Origin of the sequence: Hathewaya histolytica (genome assembly GCF_901482605.1) — a bacterium.
Lineage (GTDB): Bacteria > Bacillota > Clostridia > Clostridiales > Clostridiaceae > Hathewaya > Hathewaya histolytica.
Window position 1 is genome coordinate 374,010 of sequence record NZ_LR590481.1, and the last position, 19,138, is coordinate 393,147.

The 19,138-nt window shown below is 28.5% G+C and carries 15 protein-coding genes; 14 read left to right on the plus strand and 1 reads right to left on the minus strand.

Annotated features, from left to right (window positions below; translation table 11 throughout):
- Window positions 1-33: 33 nt before the first annotated feature.
- From FGL08_RS01785 to FGL08_RS01845, 13 genes are all read left to right on the plus strand, one after another.
- Complete coding sequence (locus FGL08_RS01785) at window positions 34-405, plus strand: hypothetical protein (RefSeq protein ID WP_138209177.1); 372 nt, start codon at window positions 34-36, stop codon at window positions 403-405.
- A 624-nt stretch (window positions 406-1,029) separates the two neighbouring features.
- Window positions 1,030-7,584, plus strand: a complete 6,555-nt coding sequence (locus tag FGL08_RS01790) for a DNRLRE domain-containing protein (protein ID WP_138209178.1) — start codon at window positions 1,030-1,032, stop codon at window positions 7,582-7,584.
- Window positions 7,585-7,596: 12 nt separating this feature from the next.
- Complete coding sequence (locus tag FGL08_RS01795; protein WP_138209179.1) at window positions 7,597-8,427, plus strand: hypothetical protein; 831 nt, start codon at window positions 7,597-7,599, stop codon at window positions 8,425-8,427.
- 270 nt (window positions 8,428-8,697) lie between these two features.
- Window positions 8,698-9,567, plus strand: a complete 870-nt coding sequence (locus FGL08_RS01800; RefSeq protein ID WP_138209180.1) for a hypothetical protein — start codon at window positions 8,698-8,700, stop codon at window positions 9,565-9,567.
- Window positions 9,568-9,915: 348 nt separating this feature from the next.
- Window positions 9,916-10,788, plus strand: a complete 873-nt coding sequence (locus FGL08_RS01805; protein WP_138209181.1) for a hypothetical protein — start codon at window positions 9,916-9,918, stop codon at window positions 10,786-10,788.
- 717 nt (window positions 10,789-11,505) lie between these two features.
- The gene (locus FGL08_RS01810) at window positions 11,506-12,081 is read left to right on the plus strand and encodes a hypothetical protein (RefSeq protein ID WP_138209182.1); all 576 of its coding nucleotides are present in this window, start codon (window positions 11,506-11,508) and stop codon (window positions 12,079-12,081) included.
- A gap of 576 nt (window positions 12,082-12,657) precedes the next feature.
- Window positions 12,658-13,104, plus strand: a complete 447-nt coding sequence (locus tag FGL08_RS01815) for a DUF5071 domain-containing protein (protein ID WP_138209183.1) — start codon at window positions 12,658-12,660, stop codon at window positions 13,102-13,104.
- 538 nt (window positions 13,105-13,642) lie between these two features.
- Window positions 13,643-14,017 (plus strand): hypothetical protein, encoded by a 375-nt coding sequence (locus tag FGL08_RS01820; protein ID WP_179951323.1) that lies wholly within the window; start codon window positions 13,643-13,645, stop codon window positions 14,015-14,017.
- A 14-nt stretch (window positions 14,018-14,031) separates the two neighbouring features.
- Window positions 14,032-14,457 carry a hypothetical protein gene (locus FGL08_RS01825; protein WP_138209184.1) on the plus strand — a complete coding sequence of 142 codons (426 nt, stop codon included), beginning with the start codon at window positions 14,032-14,034 and terminating at the stop codon, window positions 14,455-14,457.
- A 329-nt stretch (window positions 14,458-14,786) separates the two neighbouring features.
- Window positions 14,787-15,659 (plus strand): hypothetical protein, encoded by an 873-nt coding sequence (locus FGL08_RS01830; RefSeq protein WP_138209185.1) that lies wholly within the window; start codon window positions 14,787-14,789, stop codon window positions 15,657-15,659.
- Window positions 15,660-15,945: 286 nt separating this feature from the next.
- Window positions 15,946-16,230 (plus strand): hypothetical protein, encoded by a 285-nt coding sequence (locus FGL08_RS01835; protein WP_138209186.1) that lies wholly within the window; start codon window positions 15,946-15,948, stop codon window positions 16,228-16,230.
- 17 nt (window positions 16,231-16,247) lie between these two features.
- Window positions 16,248-16,691, plus strand: coding sequence for an SUKH-3 domain-containing protein (locus tag FGL08_RS01840; protein ID WP_138209187.1), 444 nt, complete (start codon window positions 16,248-16,250; stop codon window positions 16,689-16,691).
- A 258-nt stretch (window positions 16,692-16,949) separates the two neighbouring features.
- Window positions 16,950-17,201, plus strand: coding sequence for a hypothetical protein (locus FGL08_RS01845; protein WP_138209188.1), 252 nt, complete (start codon window positions 16,950-16,952; stop codon window positions 17,199-17,201).
- Between the two features lie 544 nt (window positions 17,202-17,745).
- Here FGL08_RS01845 and FGL08_RS01850 read toward each other — a convergent pair.
- Window positions 17,746-18,270 carry a DUF4825 domain-containing protein gene (locus FGL08_RS01850; protein WP_138209189.1) on the minus strand — a complete coding sequence of 175 codons (525 nt, stop codon included), beginning with the start codon at window positions 18,268-18,270 and terminating at the stop codon, window positions 17,746-17,748.
- A gap of 272 nt (window positions 18,271-18,542) precedes the next feature.
- Between FGL08_RS01850 and FGL08_RS01855 the strand changes: the two genes are divergently transcribed.
- Window positions 18,543-19,043, plus strand: a complete 501-nt coding sequence (locus FGL08_RS01855) for a hypothetical protein (protein WP_138209190.1) — start codon at window positions 18,543-18,545, stop codon at window positions 19,041-19,043.
- Window positions 19,044-19,138 lie beyond the last annotated feature (95 nt).

Below are 19,138 nucleotides of genomic sequence, written 5' to 3' on the forward strand. Positions count from 1 at the left end.
ATAGTACAGAAAATGTAGAAAGGAGATACAAACATGCTAAAAATGAAGAAAACCATAGCTAGCACACTTATAGTTACATTTCTAGCCACAATGCTTCCAGTAAAAGTTTTAGCCGTAGAGAACAGTTCTAGCAAATACGAAGAAAAGGAAGTAGTAGAAGAAGTAAAAGAATCTAAGATTGTAAAAGAAGAAGAAGAAAAAAGGGAGAAGAATATCAAGCACTTTTTAAAAGAAGATTCCACCTATGAGGCCGTTGTATATCCAGATGCTGTCCATTATAAAGAGGATGGAAAGTGGAAAGAAATTGATAACTCTTTAGTTGAATCAAAAGATGAGGAGTTTAAAGGAACACAAAAGCCTGAAGAAAAAGAAGTAATAGATGATAACACTTTAAAAGAATCATAGAAGGAAAAGATACAAGAAGAAAATAATAATAAAGATAAAATTTTAGAAGAAAAGGTAGATATAAAACAAGAAGAAAAGAAAGGTGAAAATAAGGATAATAAGAGCATTAATACAGTAGAACAAGATAAGGATTTAAAGCAAGAGGAGGATAATAAAAGTCAAGAGGAAATAAAGAATAATAAAAAAAATGAACGGGTTAAATCTAAAAGTTCAGAAAAAGATAATAAAATAGGTTTAAGGGCTAAAGAAGGGGTAGAACCTGAAATAATAGATGAGCATAATAATGTACTAGAAAATAAAGATAATGATTTTAAAGTTAGGATTGCTAAAAGAGCTAATGCTAAAAAAATAGTAAAGATTCAAAAAGGAAAATACGAAGTTTCTTGGGGCGTTTATAATGCAAGTGAATCTAAATACAATATAAAGCCTTTTAAGGAAAAAGAAATTGATAACGATATCGAAAAACAGGCAGAAGATACAGTAAATACAGAAGAAAAATTTAAAAGTGCAACTAATAAAGAGAAAGAAGAGATTAAAGAAGTCATAGTTGACAATGAGAAGAAAAAGACCTTAGAAAATTTAAATTCCATAGTTGAATTTAAGGATGTATATCCTAATGTAGATATGGAACTTGAAATTAAATCTGACTTTTTAAAGGAAAATATAATATTAAATAATCCTATAGAAAACCCAGAATTTAGGTACATACTATATACTAAAAACTTAAAAGTCAATATTAATGAAAATAAGGAAATTTTATTTTTTGATAATACCGATGGTAAAGAAGTTTTCACCATGGAAGTTCCTTATATGATAGATAATCAAGGGGAATTAAGCAAGGATATTGATGTACAGTGTATAGAAAAGGAAGATGGTGTACAAGAACTAGTTATAAAACCTAATAAGGAATGGTTAAATGCACCTAAAAGGGCATATCCAGTAAAGATAGATCCACCAGTGAGAAGCTCCTTAGATGTGAAAAAAATACAAGATGCTTTCGTTGCATCAGGACTTCCAACCCAAAACTATAGAGAAGCAGACCGCCTAGGAGTGGGGAATGGTAAATACTCTAAAACAACAAGAAGTTTTTTAAAGTTTGAGTTACCACAAATATCGTCTGCTGATATGATTATAGATGCAAAACTCTACTCATTGTTATTTTCAGATCAAAATAATAATACTCAAATAAATGTTCATAAGGTCTTAGGAAATTGGGATTCTAAAAGTATTACTTGGAATAGAAAACCTAACTTCAGTAGCAAGATAGAGGACTACGCAATTGTAAAAGGAAAAGTTGGATCAATATTTCATTGGGATATAACGGCTATAGCAAAGGAATGGTATAATTCCGGGAATAATTATGGGCTAATGCTTAAAAACAATAATGAAAGTAGTGGATATACAGAATTTTTATCCTCCGATATACACAAGGATTTTAAAGGTATAAGACCTCAAGTCGTATTTTATTATGTTAATAATTCGGGTTTAGAGGATTACTGGAGTTATCATTCTCAAGAAGTGGGTAGAGCAGGAACAGGACATGTTAATGATTATAATGGGAATTTAGTTTTTACCCATAATGATTTAAGTACCAATGGCAACTTAATGCCTGCATCTATTTCTCATGTATATAATAGTAATGAAAAAGATAAAAGTATAGGTTTTGGACTAGGCTGGAGACTTAATTATTACCAAACAATAGAACCTAAGATTATAGAAGGAAAACGATGGTATGAATATACCGATTCAGACGGTACAAAACACCATTTTAAATATGATGATAAAGAAAAAATTTATAAGGAAGATTCAGGATTAGACCTTAAATTTAAAATAAATTCTGATGGAAGTTATGAGATAAAGGATAAAGATGATAATACTTTAACATTTACTAAATGGGGTTATCTTTATATAGTTAAGGATAAGAATAATAATAAGTTAACAATTAACTATGGTGGTACCAAAGTAAGATCCATAACTGATGGAGCAGGAAAACAGATAAAATTCGATGTGCTATCTAATGGATATCTTGTAGGAATAACAGATCCAGCAGGACGAAGAACATCATTTACGTATAGTGGTATTAAATTAAGTAAAATTACATATCCAGATGGTAAGTATACATTATATGAATACAATAGTGATAATACATTAAAGCTTGTAACTAATTATGATGGCTATCAAATGCAGTATGAGTATTATGGAAGTAAACCTAATAGAGTAAAAAAGGTATTAGAAAAACATTCAAATGGAACCTTAGGTGGAGAATTATCTTTAGTTTATGGATTTAATCAAACCACCTTTAAAGATGTAAAGGGTAGAAGTCATATATATCAATTTAATAATCTTGGAAATACAGTTTCTGTTAAGGATACTGATGGGAGTGCTGAATATTACAAGTATTTTGACAAGGAAAATAATAAAAATAAACTAGAATTAGAATCAAAATTACAAAAAACCACTAAGAATTATTTAAAAAATCATAATATTGAACTTAATAATACAGAATGGACAAAAGACTCATGGACAGGATCAAGTGGATCAGCAGATGTAACATCAGAAGATAAATATTTAGGAAATAAAAGTTTAAAAATTAATAAAACTAATGATAAATCAAGGCAATTCTATAGTCAAAGTTTAAACTTGGAAAAAGGAAAGACATATACGCTATCGGCCTATGTTAAAAGCAAAAATATAAGTAATAAAAATTCAAAAGGAGCAGGCGTATTTGTAAATTATCAGAATAACAAAGGAAGTTGGGAAACCGTAGAGTCAAGATTTATTTCTGGAAGTAATGATTGGGATAGGTTGGAAGTTAAATTTACACTGCCAAAAGATTCAGCTTCAAATCAAGTTTTAGCTAGGGCTGGGATTATGTCTGAAACTGGTATAGCTTACATTGATTCATTTCAACTAGAAGAGGGAAGCATAGCAAATAGATATAATATGCTTGAGAATGCTAACTTTATGTATACCTCAGGAGACAAACCTTTATATTGGACTAAGGCAGCAGAATGTGACTCAGGAGATAAATACGAAGTTTTTGAGGGAAGAAAGACATTTAAAGTAAATGGAAATGCCACTAAAAATAAAAATATAGGACAAGTTGTATCAGCATCTGGTAAAAAAGGAGATACATTTGTAGTAAGTGGTTGGGGAAAATCGGATTCCGTTCCTACACATTCACAAAGATACTTTGCCCTAGATGTAGGTATTAAGAAAAAAGGATCTAATGAATATCAGTGGACTGTTGTGCCATTTAATCAAGATTCATCACAATGGCAATTTGTATCTGAAAAGGTTGTAGCAAAGCATGATTATGATAGAATAACGGTTTATGGATTATATTATTTAAATGCCAACACTGCACACTTTAGTGATATACAATTATTTAAAGAAGAGTTTGGGCAAAGCTATACCTATGATTCAAAAGGAAATGTTATTTCTGTCGAAGACCTATCGAAGCAAAAAAGTAAGTTTGAATATAACGGTAATAATGATCTAGTAAAGTCTATCGATCCAAAGGGAAATGAATTTAAGTATGAGTATGATGGTAAGCGTAATGTTACAAAAGCTACTACATCAGAAAATGTAGTTTATTCTTTCACTTATGACAGTAAAGGAAATCCTCTTACATCAAAAGTATCTGGTTCAGGTTTATTTATGGAATCCTCTGCGGAATACACTGCAAATGGAAACTATATGAAGTCTATGACAGACAGTAGTGGTAATAAGATAGGTTACGATTGGAATGAAACAAAGGGATTATTAAATAAGTCCATAGATTCTAAAGGTAATGAAACTAATTATAAATATGATAATCTAGATAGAGTTATAAGTGTAGATAAGGATATTAAAAATGAGAGTTTAGTACAAATTCCATTTAACCATAATCTAAATAATAATAGTGGAATACAACCTATAGAAAGCCAAAGTGTCACTTTTGAGAGAGACCTTAAAGGTGATATGAGCATGGGGGCCTTCCAGTCAACATATAACTTACTAAGTAAGAATTCCTCTTTTGAAAATACTACTAGTGAGTGGGCATTAACTGATTGGAATAAATCTACTGGAAAGTGGAGACTAGTACAAGATGGTGCAGTAGGTAAATATTCGTTAGAATGCTATGATAGTGATGGAAAGACTGATGGAAGTATAACCAATGCTATAGCATATCAGTATGTGGAATATCCAAGTGTAACAACTGAGGAAAAAATTCTTAGTCTAAGTGCTTATGCAAAACGAATAGGAAATGCCACACCAGGGCTTAGTGTAGTTTGTTATGATAATAGTGGAAATGAAATAGGTGGCTCTTATAAAATACACATGCAAGATATCGTAGAGAATAAATGGTGCAGAATATCAAAAGAATTTAATGTGCCAAAGGGAACTAAAAAAGTTAGAGCTGTTCTTAGAAGTAATGTTAAAGATAAGGAATTGGTTAGATTTGATGGTGTACAGTTAGAAGAGAAGCCTTTCCCAACCCCATATACTGATAACAGAAGATCAGGGGGGACAAGTCTTAAGTATAACTTTAATATAAATGATGAAGAAGGTGCTTTTTCTAGTTTCTTTAAGCTAGCAGGCAACAAGAATGACTCTAAAACAATAATATCTACAGAAAAAGAAGAAAAGTCCCTATTTAGTCTTTATTTAGATAAAGAAAATAATCTTCAACTTTCTGTAAAAGATAAAAATAAGCAGATTAAAAATATTATAACAGTAAATAAGGATCAAATTAAAAAGGACAACTGGCATTTTGTCCTAGTTAACTGGAAAAAGCTTGGAGATGAATATAAATTTAGCCTGTACCTAGATGATAAAAATTACGAGGCAAAGGTAAAGGATGTAGAAGATTTTTCAGGTGGAATTACATCAATAGGAAGTAATGCAAAGGGAACACAGATATTAGAAGGTTATCTTGAAAGATTCGTATACTCTAATAAAAATTTAAGTGTAGAAGAAATAGGAACACTTAAGCAAAAGAAAGATATAAAGTCTCAAAACATAAAAGTAACCAACAATTACACTTATGAAAATGACAATATTAAAACTGTAAGTCATAATGGGTTTAGCTATATATTTAATTATGATGTTTTTGGTAATACAACCTCAGTAAATGTAGGTAAACAACAACTTATAAATAATAAATACGAAGCTAGAACTGGAAAACTATTAGAATCTACCTATGGTAATGGACATAAAACAAGTCTTGACTATGATGGTACAGATGCCGTTATAGGAAAAAGATTTAATGGGCAGTTAAAATATAGGTATGAGCATGATGCTAATGGTAATTTAGGTTACAAAGAAGACCTTGAAAATGGCGTGAATTATAGGTATATTTATGATGTAGCCGATAGATTAGTAAAGGTTGAAGATTCAAAAGGAAATTACTTTACTACAGATTACGATAAGAACAATAATAAGAGCAAAATAATAGAAAGAATAAATGGAAAAGTCTATACCACATCATACTCCTATGATAAAGACAATAGGGTTAAAGATACTACACTTCCAAGTGGAAGTAAGGTGTTAAATAACTATGATAGTATAGGAAGAATAACTAAAAATGAAGTAAATACAGGAAAAACAAGTTTAAATACTACATTTACCTTTGAGGCAGGTTACAAAGGTTCTCAAACTAACAGAATTAGTAGTATGAAAAACAATAACAAGGAGATACTTTATACCTACGATAAAAATGGAAACATAGAAACCATAAAATCAGAAGGAAAGTTAATAAAGTATCACTATAACTCTCTAAATGAAGTTATAAGAGAAGATAATGAACCTTTAGGAAAAACTATAGTTTATAATTATGATGTTGGTGGCAATATTACTTCAAAAATAGAATATGAGTATGTAGGTTCTCAAAAATTAGGAAAAGAAATAAAAACATATAATTATGAATATGGAGATTCTAATTGGAAAGACAAGCTAACAAGCTTTGATGGAAAAGAAATAACCTATGATGCCATAGGAAACCCACTAAGTTATGATGGATATAAGTTCACATGGCAGCATGGAAGACAGTTAAAATCTATAAGTGGAAACAATAAAAATATATCATACAAGTACAATGATTCTGGAATAAGAACAGAGAAAAGTGTAAATGGAGAAGTCACAAAATATCACTTAAATGGTTCAGATGTAGCCTATGAAGAAACTCTAGATTCCACAGGTAAAGTAAAAGACAGCATATATTACAACTACGATGCATCAAACCACTTAGTAAGTATGACCCTAAATAGTGAAGAGTATTTCTATATAAGAAACGCTCAAAATGATATAATAGCATTAACAGATAAATCAGGAAAAGAAGTAGTAACTTATAACTATGATACCTGGGGAAAACTGATATCTGTGGAAGGGACTTTAAAAGATACCGTAGGAATAAAAAATCCATATAGGTATAGAGGATATAGATATGATATAGAAACAGGATTTTATTATTTAAGTACAAGATATTATAACCCTGAAATTAGTAGGTTTATAAATGCTGATTCAGCTGTAGGTCAGATTGGAAATATTCAAGGACATAATATGTTCCAATATTCTTTTAATAATCCTGTTAATTTGGATGATCCAAGTGGTTGCTGGCCTAAGCTAAGCACAATATTAACTGGAGTAGCTGTTGTAGCAGCAGTGGTTGCTGTAGCAGCAGTTGTAGTAGCAACAGTACCAGCAGTTGCATTAGCAGGAGGAATAGTTCTTGGAGGTTCAGTAGGAATTGCTGCAGGAGTAGCTAAGACTGCAGCAATTGTAGCAATAGGAGCAGGGGCAGCAGCTGCTACTGTCAAAGTAGCCAAAAATGTATCAAATAAATTGTCGCGACGAGAACACACTGTTTATAAGTTGATTGATCAAAATAGTAAACAAACAAAGTATGTAGGTAGAACAAAAAATCCAACAACAAGAAGAATAGCACATAATTCAAAAGGAAGTAAAACTGCAGGGTTAAAATTCATACCAATAGCAACTGATTTAACTTATTTTGAGGCAAGGGGATTGGAGCAGATAGCTATGCTAGAGTATAACACTAAGAGTTATTTGAATTCTGTAAATGGAATTAGCCCTAAGAATCCTAGAAGAGATATTTATATGGCAGCAGGAAGACAAGTTGCACATTATGTAGGTAATCAAATATCAAATGAAATACTATATTGGACAGGAAAGTAAGGAGAGTGAAAAATGGCATCTTGGGGACCAAAATTATATCAAGATGATGTAGCAGAGGATGTAAGAGATTACTATAAAGACCAATTAAAACGTGGAAAAACAAATGAGGAAGTAACCAAAGAATTGATAGATGATAATGAAGATGTTATTTCAGATGAGGATGAAGCACCAGTATTTTGGTTTGCATTAGCAGATACTCAATGGAATTTAGGCAGGCTTTTACCTTTTGTAAAGGAGAAAGCACTTGAATATTTAAGGAGTGGCACAAATTTAGAGAGATGGGAAAAAGAAGCCATTAATCAAAGAGAATATAAAGTTAGGGAGAAAGTATTACAGGAATTAGAACAAAAACTAATGTCGCCAATGCCACCAGAAAAAAAGATATCTCAATATAAGATTTATAAATGCGAATGGAATATAGGGGATATGTATGCTTACAAACTAGAAAGTGATTATGCAAAAGAAAAAGGATTAAGTAATAGATATTTACTTATTAGAAAAGCATATAATGATATTTGGTGGCCAGGGCATACAGTCCCAATTATATATATCCAAATAACAAAAGATGAGAAAATTCCAAACTCAAAAGAAGAAATTTTAGAATTAGAATATATTCAAACAGCTAGAGCAGAGGGAGGATCAGAATACCTAATTACAATGATATCTACATCAAAAAGGGTAATTCCAACTAAGAAGTTAAGTTTTATAGGAAATTATGTTGACTTACCTACACCAAAGGATGAATATATTCCAGAAGATAAAATAAGTCTTATCGCTTGCCATTGGTCTGCTTTTGAAAAAACATTAATTGATGATTATCTGATGTTTAATAAAAATAAGTAAAATATATTTTCTAAACAGTTAATCAACCTATTACCACCTTTGCATAAGCAAGGGTGGTTTTTAAATTATAGATGTATGTCAATTTAAAGAAGAATTTTATCAAAGATTAAACTAAAATATTTTTAAGTTATATAAAGTAGTTTGTAGAAAGACTTTTATAACAAAATACATGAGATTTCTACAAACACAAAATTATATAATATGGTTTGTTATAGTAAAATAATATAAATGAGTATAGAAAATATAACAAATACAATAGGGGGAAGTTCAATGGGAGTATGGGGAACAGCGATTTTTTCAGATGATGTGGCAGATGATATAAGGAGTGAATATAACAGATTATTATCAGTGGGAGCTAGTGATGAAGAGGCCACATCTATAATATTTAATATGTATTATTTTGATGAATGTGAAGGAACAGAAGATGAACCAATATTTTGGTTTGCCTTAGCTTTAGCTCAATGGAAAAAAGGAAGATTAACAAAGGATATAAGAGACACTGCTATAAATTTTATAGATAGTGGAGAAGACTTAGAAAGGTGGAATATAAAAGGGGCAGAAAAAGATTACGAAAAACGTAAAAAGGTATTAAAGAATTTAAAGGAAACTTTATTATCTCCTATGCCGGAAAGAAAAAAGGTAAGAAAACCAACTGTAATAATATCGCCTTGGAAACCTGGGGATGTACTATGTTATCAACTAAATAATGAGAAGATAAAAGGTGAAAAGTATTATGGAAAATATGTACTACTTAGAGTTTTAAAAGTGTTAAAGAAACCTTTTTCGGTCATAAAACAGGAGGAATATTTTCAAGAAGACATATTATTTGCCCTATATGATTGGGTAGGAGACAAACCACCGATATCTGATATTACAAAGGAGTTAGAGTATATACCACTTAAAGATTTTGATGATATAGTTCTAGGAAGAATGTATAGTAATTGTGGGAACTTATGGTGGTCTAAAAGGGAATTAAAAGAAAAAAATATAACTGTTATAGGAAATGATTCATCTTATGAAAATAATATACCAAAGTTTTTCAGAACACATATAACAGAATATTCTATGTATCATTTTGAGAATATAGATATTTTCTTAAATCAAGCACTATTAGATTTTTCAAAAATGAATAGTAAATAACTTAAATTCTGGTTATTAATATTTCATACGAGCAAAGTATTAAAAAATAATTTTTAATTATTTAAGGTTATTAGAATTTTAATTAAAGTATATTTTTACTTCTAAGAATGGTTGCACATTCTTAGAAGTTTTTTATTTAGGAAAAAGTTAGGATAGTATCTTTTATAATTGTATATGAAAATATTACTTATATTCTAGGTATAAGAAGTCTTGCGACAAGATAAACTAGATTTCTACAAACACAAAATTATATAATATGGCTTGCTATATTAAAATTAATTAAGGCTAAGAAGTAAAATAATATAAATAAGCATAGAAAAAATAACAAATACAATAGGGGGAAATTCAATGGGAGCATGGGGAACAGCAATTTTTTCAGATGATGTAGCAGATGATATAAGAAGTGAATATAACAGTTTATTATCAGTGGGAGCTACCGATGAAGAAGCTACATCTATAATATTTAACATGTATTATTTTGATGAATGTGAGGGAACAGAGGATGAACCAATATTCTGGTTTGGCTTAGCTTTAGCACAATGGAAAAAAGGGAGACTAACAAAGGATATAAGGGATGCTGCTATAGATTTTATAGATAGTGGAGAAGACTTAGAAAGATGGAATATAAAAGGGGCAGAAAAAGATTACGAAAAACGTAAAAAGGTATTAGAAAATTTAAGAGAAACTTTATTATCTCCCATGCCAGAAAGAAAAAAGGTAAGAAAACCAACTGTAATAATATCTCCTTGGAAACCTGGGGATGTACTATGTTATCAACTAAATCATGAGAAGATAAAAGGTGAAAAGTATTATGGAAAATATGTATTACTTAGAGTTTTAAAGATATTAAGATATCCTTTTTCTGTTTTAAAGCAAGATGAGTATTTTGAAGAAAAAGTACTATTTGCTTTATATGATTGGTCAGGAGATGAAATACCAACATCTGATATTACAAAGTATTTAGAGTATATACCATTAAGAGATTACGAAGATATAGTTCTAGGAAGGATGTATAGTAACTGTGGAAGGTTAAGCTGGTGGTCTAAAAGAGAGTTAAAGGATAAAAATATAACTGTAATAGGGCATGATTCTTCTTATGAAGATCATATACCAAAGTTTTTTAAAACAGGGGAAACGGAATATTCTATGTATCATTTCGAGAATATAGAGATTTTCTTAAATCAAGCACTATTAGATTTTTCAAAAATGAATAGTAAATAACTTAAATTCTGCTTATTAATATTTTATATGTGCAAAGTATTAAAAAGTAATTTTTGAGCGTTTTACGTTATTAGAATCTTAGATTAAATAAGATAATTTTAATTAAAGTATACTTTTACTTCTAAGAATGGTTGCACATTCTTAGAAGTTTTTTATTTAGGAAAAAGTTAGGATAGTATCTTTTATAATTGTAAATGAAAATATTACTTATATTCTAGGTATAAGAAGTCTTGCGACAAGATAAACTGGATTTCTACAAATACGAAATTATATAATATGGCTTAATATAGTAAAATAGATTAAAATTATGAATTAAAATAATATAAATAAGCATAGAAAACATAACAAATTCATAGGGGAAAATTTAATGGGAGCATGGAATATAGTTAAAATCTATAAGTGAAAACAATAAAAATATATCATCCAATATAATAGTTTTGGAATAAGAATAGAGAAAAATGTAGATGGTAAAGAGTATTTCTATATAAGAAACGTCCAAAATGATATAATAGCATTAACAGATAAATCAGAAAAAGAAGTGTAACTTATAACTATGATACCTGAGGAAAGCTGATATTCATAGAAGGGGTTTTAAAGGGTACGGTAGGAATAAAGAATTCATATAGGTATAAGGGAATTTTGTTTGGTAAAAGTAGCATATGATGCAGATACGGGAGATATAAGAACTGGATATCCAATAATAGGAGGATATAGATAATGAATAAAGAAGAGTTTAAGATAATTTTAGAACCAGAATTTTATGAGGACATGGCTGAAGATTTTGATAATGGAAATCTATTATATAATCCATGGACTAATGTATATATTAAAATAAACGATAACAATTTTTTTAAAGAAGAATGCTTAGATCCAAAGTTACGTTTAGGTACAGGGTTTTATGGGCCATTATATGTATTTATTGAACAACTTATAAGCCTACCATATCAATTAAATAAAGATGGAAAAGTATTGTATACAGATCCTGAAGAGCAAATTTATGGAGCACTTGTATTTGAGAAAAAAGGAGAACATGTAATAATAGCTGATATCGATGATAATAACTGGTATAAAAAAGAAGGGGTTTGGTATGATGGAGAAAAACTAGTATATTCATCACCAGATAAAGTGCCTATGTCTAAAAATAATGTTGTAGAATATGATGCATTTAAGAAGGGATGTATAGAAGGTGTAGAGGATGTATTAAGCAAGCTAGTTTTAAAATATCCCCAAATAGAATATACTAGTGGATACAGAAATTTAAAAGAGAACTTTAAAAAATATAAAGATTTATAAATAATATGATAGCAGAATGTAAACAAACCAGAGGGCTAGTGAGGTGCATTAAAATAGATAATATAACATAGGATTATTCATAATTATATAGGATATTTTATTTAAACTGTTTCAAGATAATTAAAAGCTTATTTTGAAACAGTTTTTTTATGCTTAGTTTTAAGATATTAGTTATAACATATACAGTTTAGCAAAAGTTTATGTATAGTAATGTCTAGTAAATAATTTAATAAACTTTTGGTTAACTGCAATGGTGATACCAATTAACGGCATATAGTTTAAAGTAGTAACTATTTTAGTTAGATACATGGCTGCTGTACGTAAATTAGTTACCATTTAAATAAAATGATTCTGGAATAAGAACAGGGAAATATGTTGTTACAACTATACAAGCAGTAAATGTAACAGGTACAGTACATGCTAAAATTGATGGGGTAAATCATTGTAGTGTTATACCAACTAAGCCACTGACTATTAGTGACTGGATTATGTCTAGACTTAATGCAGAGAATGCCACACATCCATATACATCCATAATTAAAGCAATATTTTGGGACGGAAGGTAGGAGGATAAAGATGGATAGTAATATATTATTAAATTTAAGTTGGAATCTTAGTTTGGATATTCAGGAGGAAGCTATTTGTAACATTGCTTCAATAATAGACTTAAATCCAAAGGAATTATTACAACCAGGCAGTAAAGAATATTGGCAAAATGCAGCAAAGGTTTTATTTAAATTGGGTTATCCTAAAATAAGAGAAGTAATACCAGGATTATTAAGATGGTTACAGGATATTAACTGGCCTGGTTCAAATATAGTGATGGAAGTTTTGGGGACAATACCTAAACATGTATTTATTCCATACTTAGAGGATGCTGTTATAGAATCCTTAAGTGAGGATGATGATATATGGATAGAGGGTTTGTCATATTTTTTAGAACAGTTTGATTTAAAAGAGAGTAACTTTACATCGAAGGAGGTATATTTAGCTTTGGTGAAAGGGAGTGAGTTTTGGAAATAGTATCTTATTCTGTAGTGAGAGCTGATTATCAGTTGAAAAAGGTGTTCTAAAAACTCTGCTTTGATATCGAAAAGGAGATACTAGAGCACTACCCTAGGAAAGTATAAGTTAATCAATAAAACCTCATAAAATGGCATACACCTGATTTAGATGCTATTATGAAGCATGGTAGTGAATGTAATTTAGGGAGTGTCTGGATTGCGTAAATTACAGTTGGTAAGAAATTACTTGGTCAAGATTTAAATTTTTATAAAAGGACAAATAATATTACTCATAGACCTTTATTAAGAGGAGAGAAGTAAAATGATAGTAGAGGAATATCAAGTATAGAGGTTTTTTAATTTTAAAAAGAATTTTGTTAAATCTAAAATTAACATATCTAAAAACCATATAAATTGATTTGTAGAAAAACTTTTATGACAAAATATTCGGGATTTCTACAAACATAAAATTATATAATAAGGCTTAGTAAGAAGGAGTGATATATTATTATTTTATAATGTCCTTCATATAGAAGAATAGTGGAGGTAGACTAAAATTGAAAGAAAAGGTATGGATATATATACCCCAAGTTTATAAAGAAATGCTACTTCAGTGGCAAGAATATTATGTTTATGATACAGAAGATAGCAAAAATGGAAAGTTAGTAGCTTATAATTTTTATACTCATTCAAAAGACTATAAGGATTTAATTGCATTTTTACAGGAAAATAATATTTACAGCTATATTTTTAGGAGAATATATAATTTTAGTAAAAAGGAATTGGAAAACTCTGAGATTCTTTGGTTTTGGACAGATGATTATGCGAAGGACTCTTATGTAGTTGATTCAAAAGATAATAAATGCTATAAATGTGGAACAAATAAATTATCATTATATAGGACAAAGATTCATGTTGATTATAAAAAATAAAGAAGTATGATATTATGTCAACATATGTTGGAGGTATAGAAACTATTGTGTCAGAAAAAGTAAAACTTTTATTTGAAAAAGAAAATGTTTCTGGAGTAGAATATGAGCCTATTTATCAGATGGGGAAAGAAAATAAGATAGTTAATGGATTTTATCACTTGATATTGCATGAAGGTATTGGAGAGATAATAGAGCCATCTATTATAGAAAAGGGACAATTATGTCATGAATGTGGAGAATATGAATATTTTCTATGTAAAACCCTTCTAAATTTTAATAGAGAAACGTGGAAAGAACTTGATATTTGCTATACACAAAATTGGTTTGGAGGTTCACTTAGTAAGTTTAAAGACATAATTATTTCAAATAAATTATATAAAATTTTAGTAGAAAATAATATAAAAAATGTATATTTTCAACCAGCATATTTTGTAGATTAGTAATTTAATATAGTTACAATGATATAAAGCTTAAATAGAGAAAAGTAGTTAAAATTAATTGTTTTTATCTTATTTTTAGGAAAGAGTTAGGATTGTATATTTTATAATCATATTAATTATAAATTAATACTATAATAAATTTGTTATAATTGTGTATGAAAATATTACTTATATTCTAGGTATAAGAAGTCTTGCGACAAGATAAACTAGATTTCTATAAACACAAAATTATATAATAAGACTTAATATAGTAAAATAAATTAAAATTATGAAGTAAAACAATATAAATGAGCATAGAAAAAATAACAAATACAATAGGGGGAAGTTCAATGGGAGCATGGGGAACAGCGATTTTTTCAGATGATGTGGCAGATGATATAAGAAGTGAATATAACAGTTTATTATCAGTGGGAGCTAGCGATGAAGAGGCCACATCTATAATATTTAATATGTATTATTTTGATGAATGTGAAGGAACAGAGGATGAACCAATATTTTGGTTTGCTTTAGCATTAGCACAATGGAAAAAAGGAAGATTAACGGAGGATATAAGAGACGCTGCTATAGAGTTTATAAATATTGGTGACGATTTAGAAAGATGGAATATAAAAGGGGCAGAAAAAGATTACGAAAAACGTAAAAAGGTATTAGAAAATTTAAGAGAAACTTTATTATCTCCCATGCCAGAGAGAAAGAAAGTAAGAAAACCAACTGTAATAATATCTCCTTGGAAACCTGGGGATGTATTATGTTATCAACTAAATCATGAGAAGATAAAAGGTGAAAAGTATTATGGAAAATATGTATTACTTAGAGTTTTAAAGGTATTAAGAAATCCTTTTTCTGTGTTAAAACAAGATGAGTATTTTCAAGAACGTATATTATTTGGTCTATATGATTGGTCAGGGGATAAACCACCTACATATGATATTACGAATAATTTAGAGTACATACCATTGCAGGATTATGAGGATATGGTTCTTGGAAGAAGGTATGGTAATTGTGGAATGCTCAGTTGGTGGGCTAAAAGGGAATTAAAAGAAAGGAATATAACTGTAATAGGGAATGATGCTTCTTATGCAGATAATATACCAAAGTTTTTTAGGATAGGGTTAACGGAGTGTCCTATGTATCATTTTGAGAACATAGATATTTTCTTAAATCAAGCACTATTAGATTTTTCAAAAACGAATAATAAATAATTCAATAAAAGTTTAATTGAATTTAATAATAAAAACTTTTCAAAAGGATTATTTAATTGGAAATACCCATATTTTCCTGATGATTTATGTTTCTTATTGGTAACAGTTATAATTATATATGAATAACGTCCCTACCATACTGAAATACCAGATTTACATAAAGGTCAATACTATCATATTAACAGTCTAGAATCTAGGTATAATTGTTTTATTCCAGGAGATTTACCTAATATACTTAAATAATATAAGGAGCTTAATCAATGAATAATACAAAAAATTGTTAGTTATGAATGTTGAAGGTACGGAGTTTGATGAAGAAAATAAGGGAACTATTACACTTGCGATTTTAGGAAAACCTATGATTGAGCTAGAAATTAACTCTAAAGAAAATGGAGAAGCTAAAATTTATATTAATTATAAGCAAGCACAAGAAATGATTTTGTCTTTAAAAAACGTAATAGATACAATGATTAATAAAGAAATAAAGTTCAAATCACAAGAATTAAAAAATATAAATACATTACCTATTAAAAATGATGGAATAATTGGGGTAAATGTAGTAACTAAGTAGTAGAGGGGAGATAAAAAATAGAAAAACCAAATAAAGCAGTTGAAATTTTAAAAAAATCGGGATGGGATATTTCTCGTAATATTGATATTTCAGTTTATGAGAAAGCATATAAGAGTGAAGGTTACAATCTAAGTGAGCTTAATATAGAATTTTTAAAGCGATTTGGAGGATTGGATATAATTATACCAGCCTTCAGAAGACCTAAGTCTACCGATAAAATATATATTGACCCTATCAGAGGTGTTAATGGTATTTATAGGGGGAATGTACTTGATTATGAAGAGAGAATTGGAAAATCAGTTGTAGTTATTGGAGAAACACAGAATGAACAATTGGTTCTCTTAATGTCTGAAAATGGGGAGTTTTATGTTGCATTTGATGATTATTTGGCTAAACTAGGCAATAATATTTATGAAGTTCTGGATACTTTTTGTGAAAGTAAACAACCTATAGAAGTGTAATATAGTTTAACAGGGAGTGTATCACAATGCAGTCATATATTTAAAAATGCAAGTGTTAATATATTTCAAGTTAAAGATGATTCAAATGGGGATTTTAAGAAAAATATTTCTATATAAGAAATAGACAAAATGATATAATTAAACAAATATTTAGGTAGCGTAAGATTTGATTCATATATAAAGAAATAGTAATGGGGTTATGAGGTTTACGGGATTTGTTTTAGCTTTAGGATATAGAATGTGGGGTTAATATATATTATGAAAAAGAAAATTTTAAAAAACTTTTTATTAGGCGCTTTGTTTCTTGCTACTCTAAGTATAGTTCTAACTATTGGTGAAGTATGGATATATATCGATAACTTTGATTCGCCAAACACTAGAGTAATAAAAGTTATCTTTCCATTTTTTTATACGATAATGTTGTTATATTCCATACCTAGAGCCTTAAGAGTATTAAGGGTATCACTTATATCATATCAAATATATCAATTAAAAATGAGTTTGCAATAATTGACAAATATAAAGATGGTGGTTCTGATTATTTCAAAGAAAATAAATATACTATTCTCAAGGCTATAGATACAAAGGGAAAACGAAAAAAATTTCTTGTAGATGAAAGTATGTCATTATTAAATTATCGCAAAAAAATAAGGTTATTATAGAATACTTTAAATTTTCAAGAGTAGCAACTTCTATAGAAAGAGCACCTAAGTAAATTACACAATAAAATTAAGTTTATTACTGATTTCATTAACAATATAAAATTATATAATAAGGCTTAGTATATTAAAAATAATGGAGGGAATATGTCATACGATTTAAATGTATTAGTTGTTAAACAAAAGAAATTATATTATTTAATGTATGTTATATAATACGTGAATAGATTTTTAGAGTAAACTAGAATATTTTATTTAAACTGTTTTAAAATAATTAAAAGCTTATTTTGAAACAGCTTTTTAATGCTTGGGTTTAAGATATTAGTTATAACATATACATTATTAAGCGAAGTCAAATGACTTCTCTTAATAAACTTTATACAATTTTTGAATTATTATTCGTTTAAAAATTTTTTAAATGAAGCATTATCTTTAAATAAGTCTTTTAAATTACCACTATATTTTTGTTCTAAACTCTTTCGATCATATTTATAAGGGGTTTTGCCTATGTTATCTACATTAAATTCTATAACATCAGCATTTTGTATAAGAGATAATAATACTACTGCGTTTTTTTCCAAAAGCTCATTAACTTTTTTATCATTCCAAAACTTGTTATAATTTTCTTCCCCCAAATTTTGATTTGCTTTATAGTTAATAGTTATTCTATATGGTTTTTTATTAGTTTGTAAACTAAATCCTGAATTATACTCATTAGCAGGTAATTTTGCTATTAAATTTCTTACAGAACTATTATCACCTACATATGAGTCTTTGTATTTTATCAAATCATATGTTTCAACCTGGGAAGTAGTTTTTACCTCTTTACTTGATGTTTTTCCAGAATTACTTGCACAACCTGTTAAACTTAATGATAAAATTATTATTAAAGGTGTTAATATTTTAAATTCACGCCTCATACAATTCCTCATATTTTACATTGTATTTATAGCTTAATTATACCATAATTTCTACAATATAGAAGTTTTAATATTTTAGAGGAATACAAAAAGTAGATAGTTTGAGAGATTCATTAAAATAGTAGTATAACGTATTAAAGTTTGACAATGACGATTTAAGATGGTTTCTTTCATATTTATTTGAAGTTAAATATGATTCAATTCCATATAGCTATGATACATGAGGAGAATTATTTGATTATTTTACTAATAATCCATTAAAGGAGAATAAAATGCGATATTTTACTAATGAATTATGGAATAAAATAAATAGTGATTCAGAAGATGAAAGAGAAAAGGCATATTTAGAGTGGGATAAAAATGACAAAGAATATTATGAAATATTTAACATTGTAAAAGGCTTGCTGCCTAAAAAATTTATAAAAATATATGAGCAAGAATATGGGTTTCATGATTATGAGTTAAGAAATTTTGAGGTTATACATGGGCAAAAAGGGTATGTAGATCCAGTAGAATTCAGTGTAGTTATTACTAATGGGGATAATGTATGGAATATTGTATATAAAAAAATAAAAAAGATATCAATCAATTATCAACAACAATCAGATGTGTCTAAAAGAAAAAAGAGAGTATATGAAGGATTTGATGATTATGGATATGATGAGTTTTTCCAGATAGATGAAAAAACATTATCGCATGAAATACTTTTTGCATCAGGAGCAACAGTTTTAGTTCATTTTGAAAAAATATCTATTAAAAAAATAACAAACTAAAAGGAGAAATTATAGTGAATTTATTCTAGATTTTATGGATAATTAAAGGATTCTATTCTATGTAAAACTCTTTTAAATTTTAATAGAGAAGCATG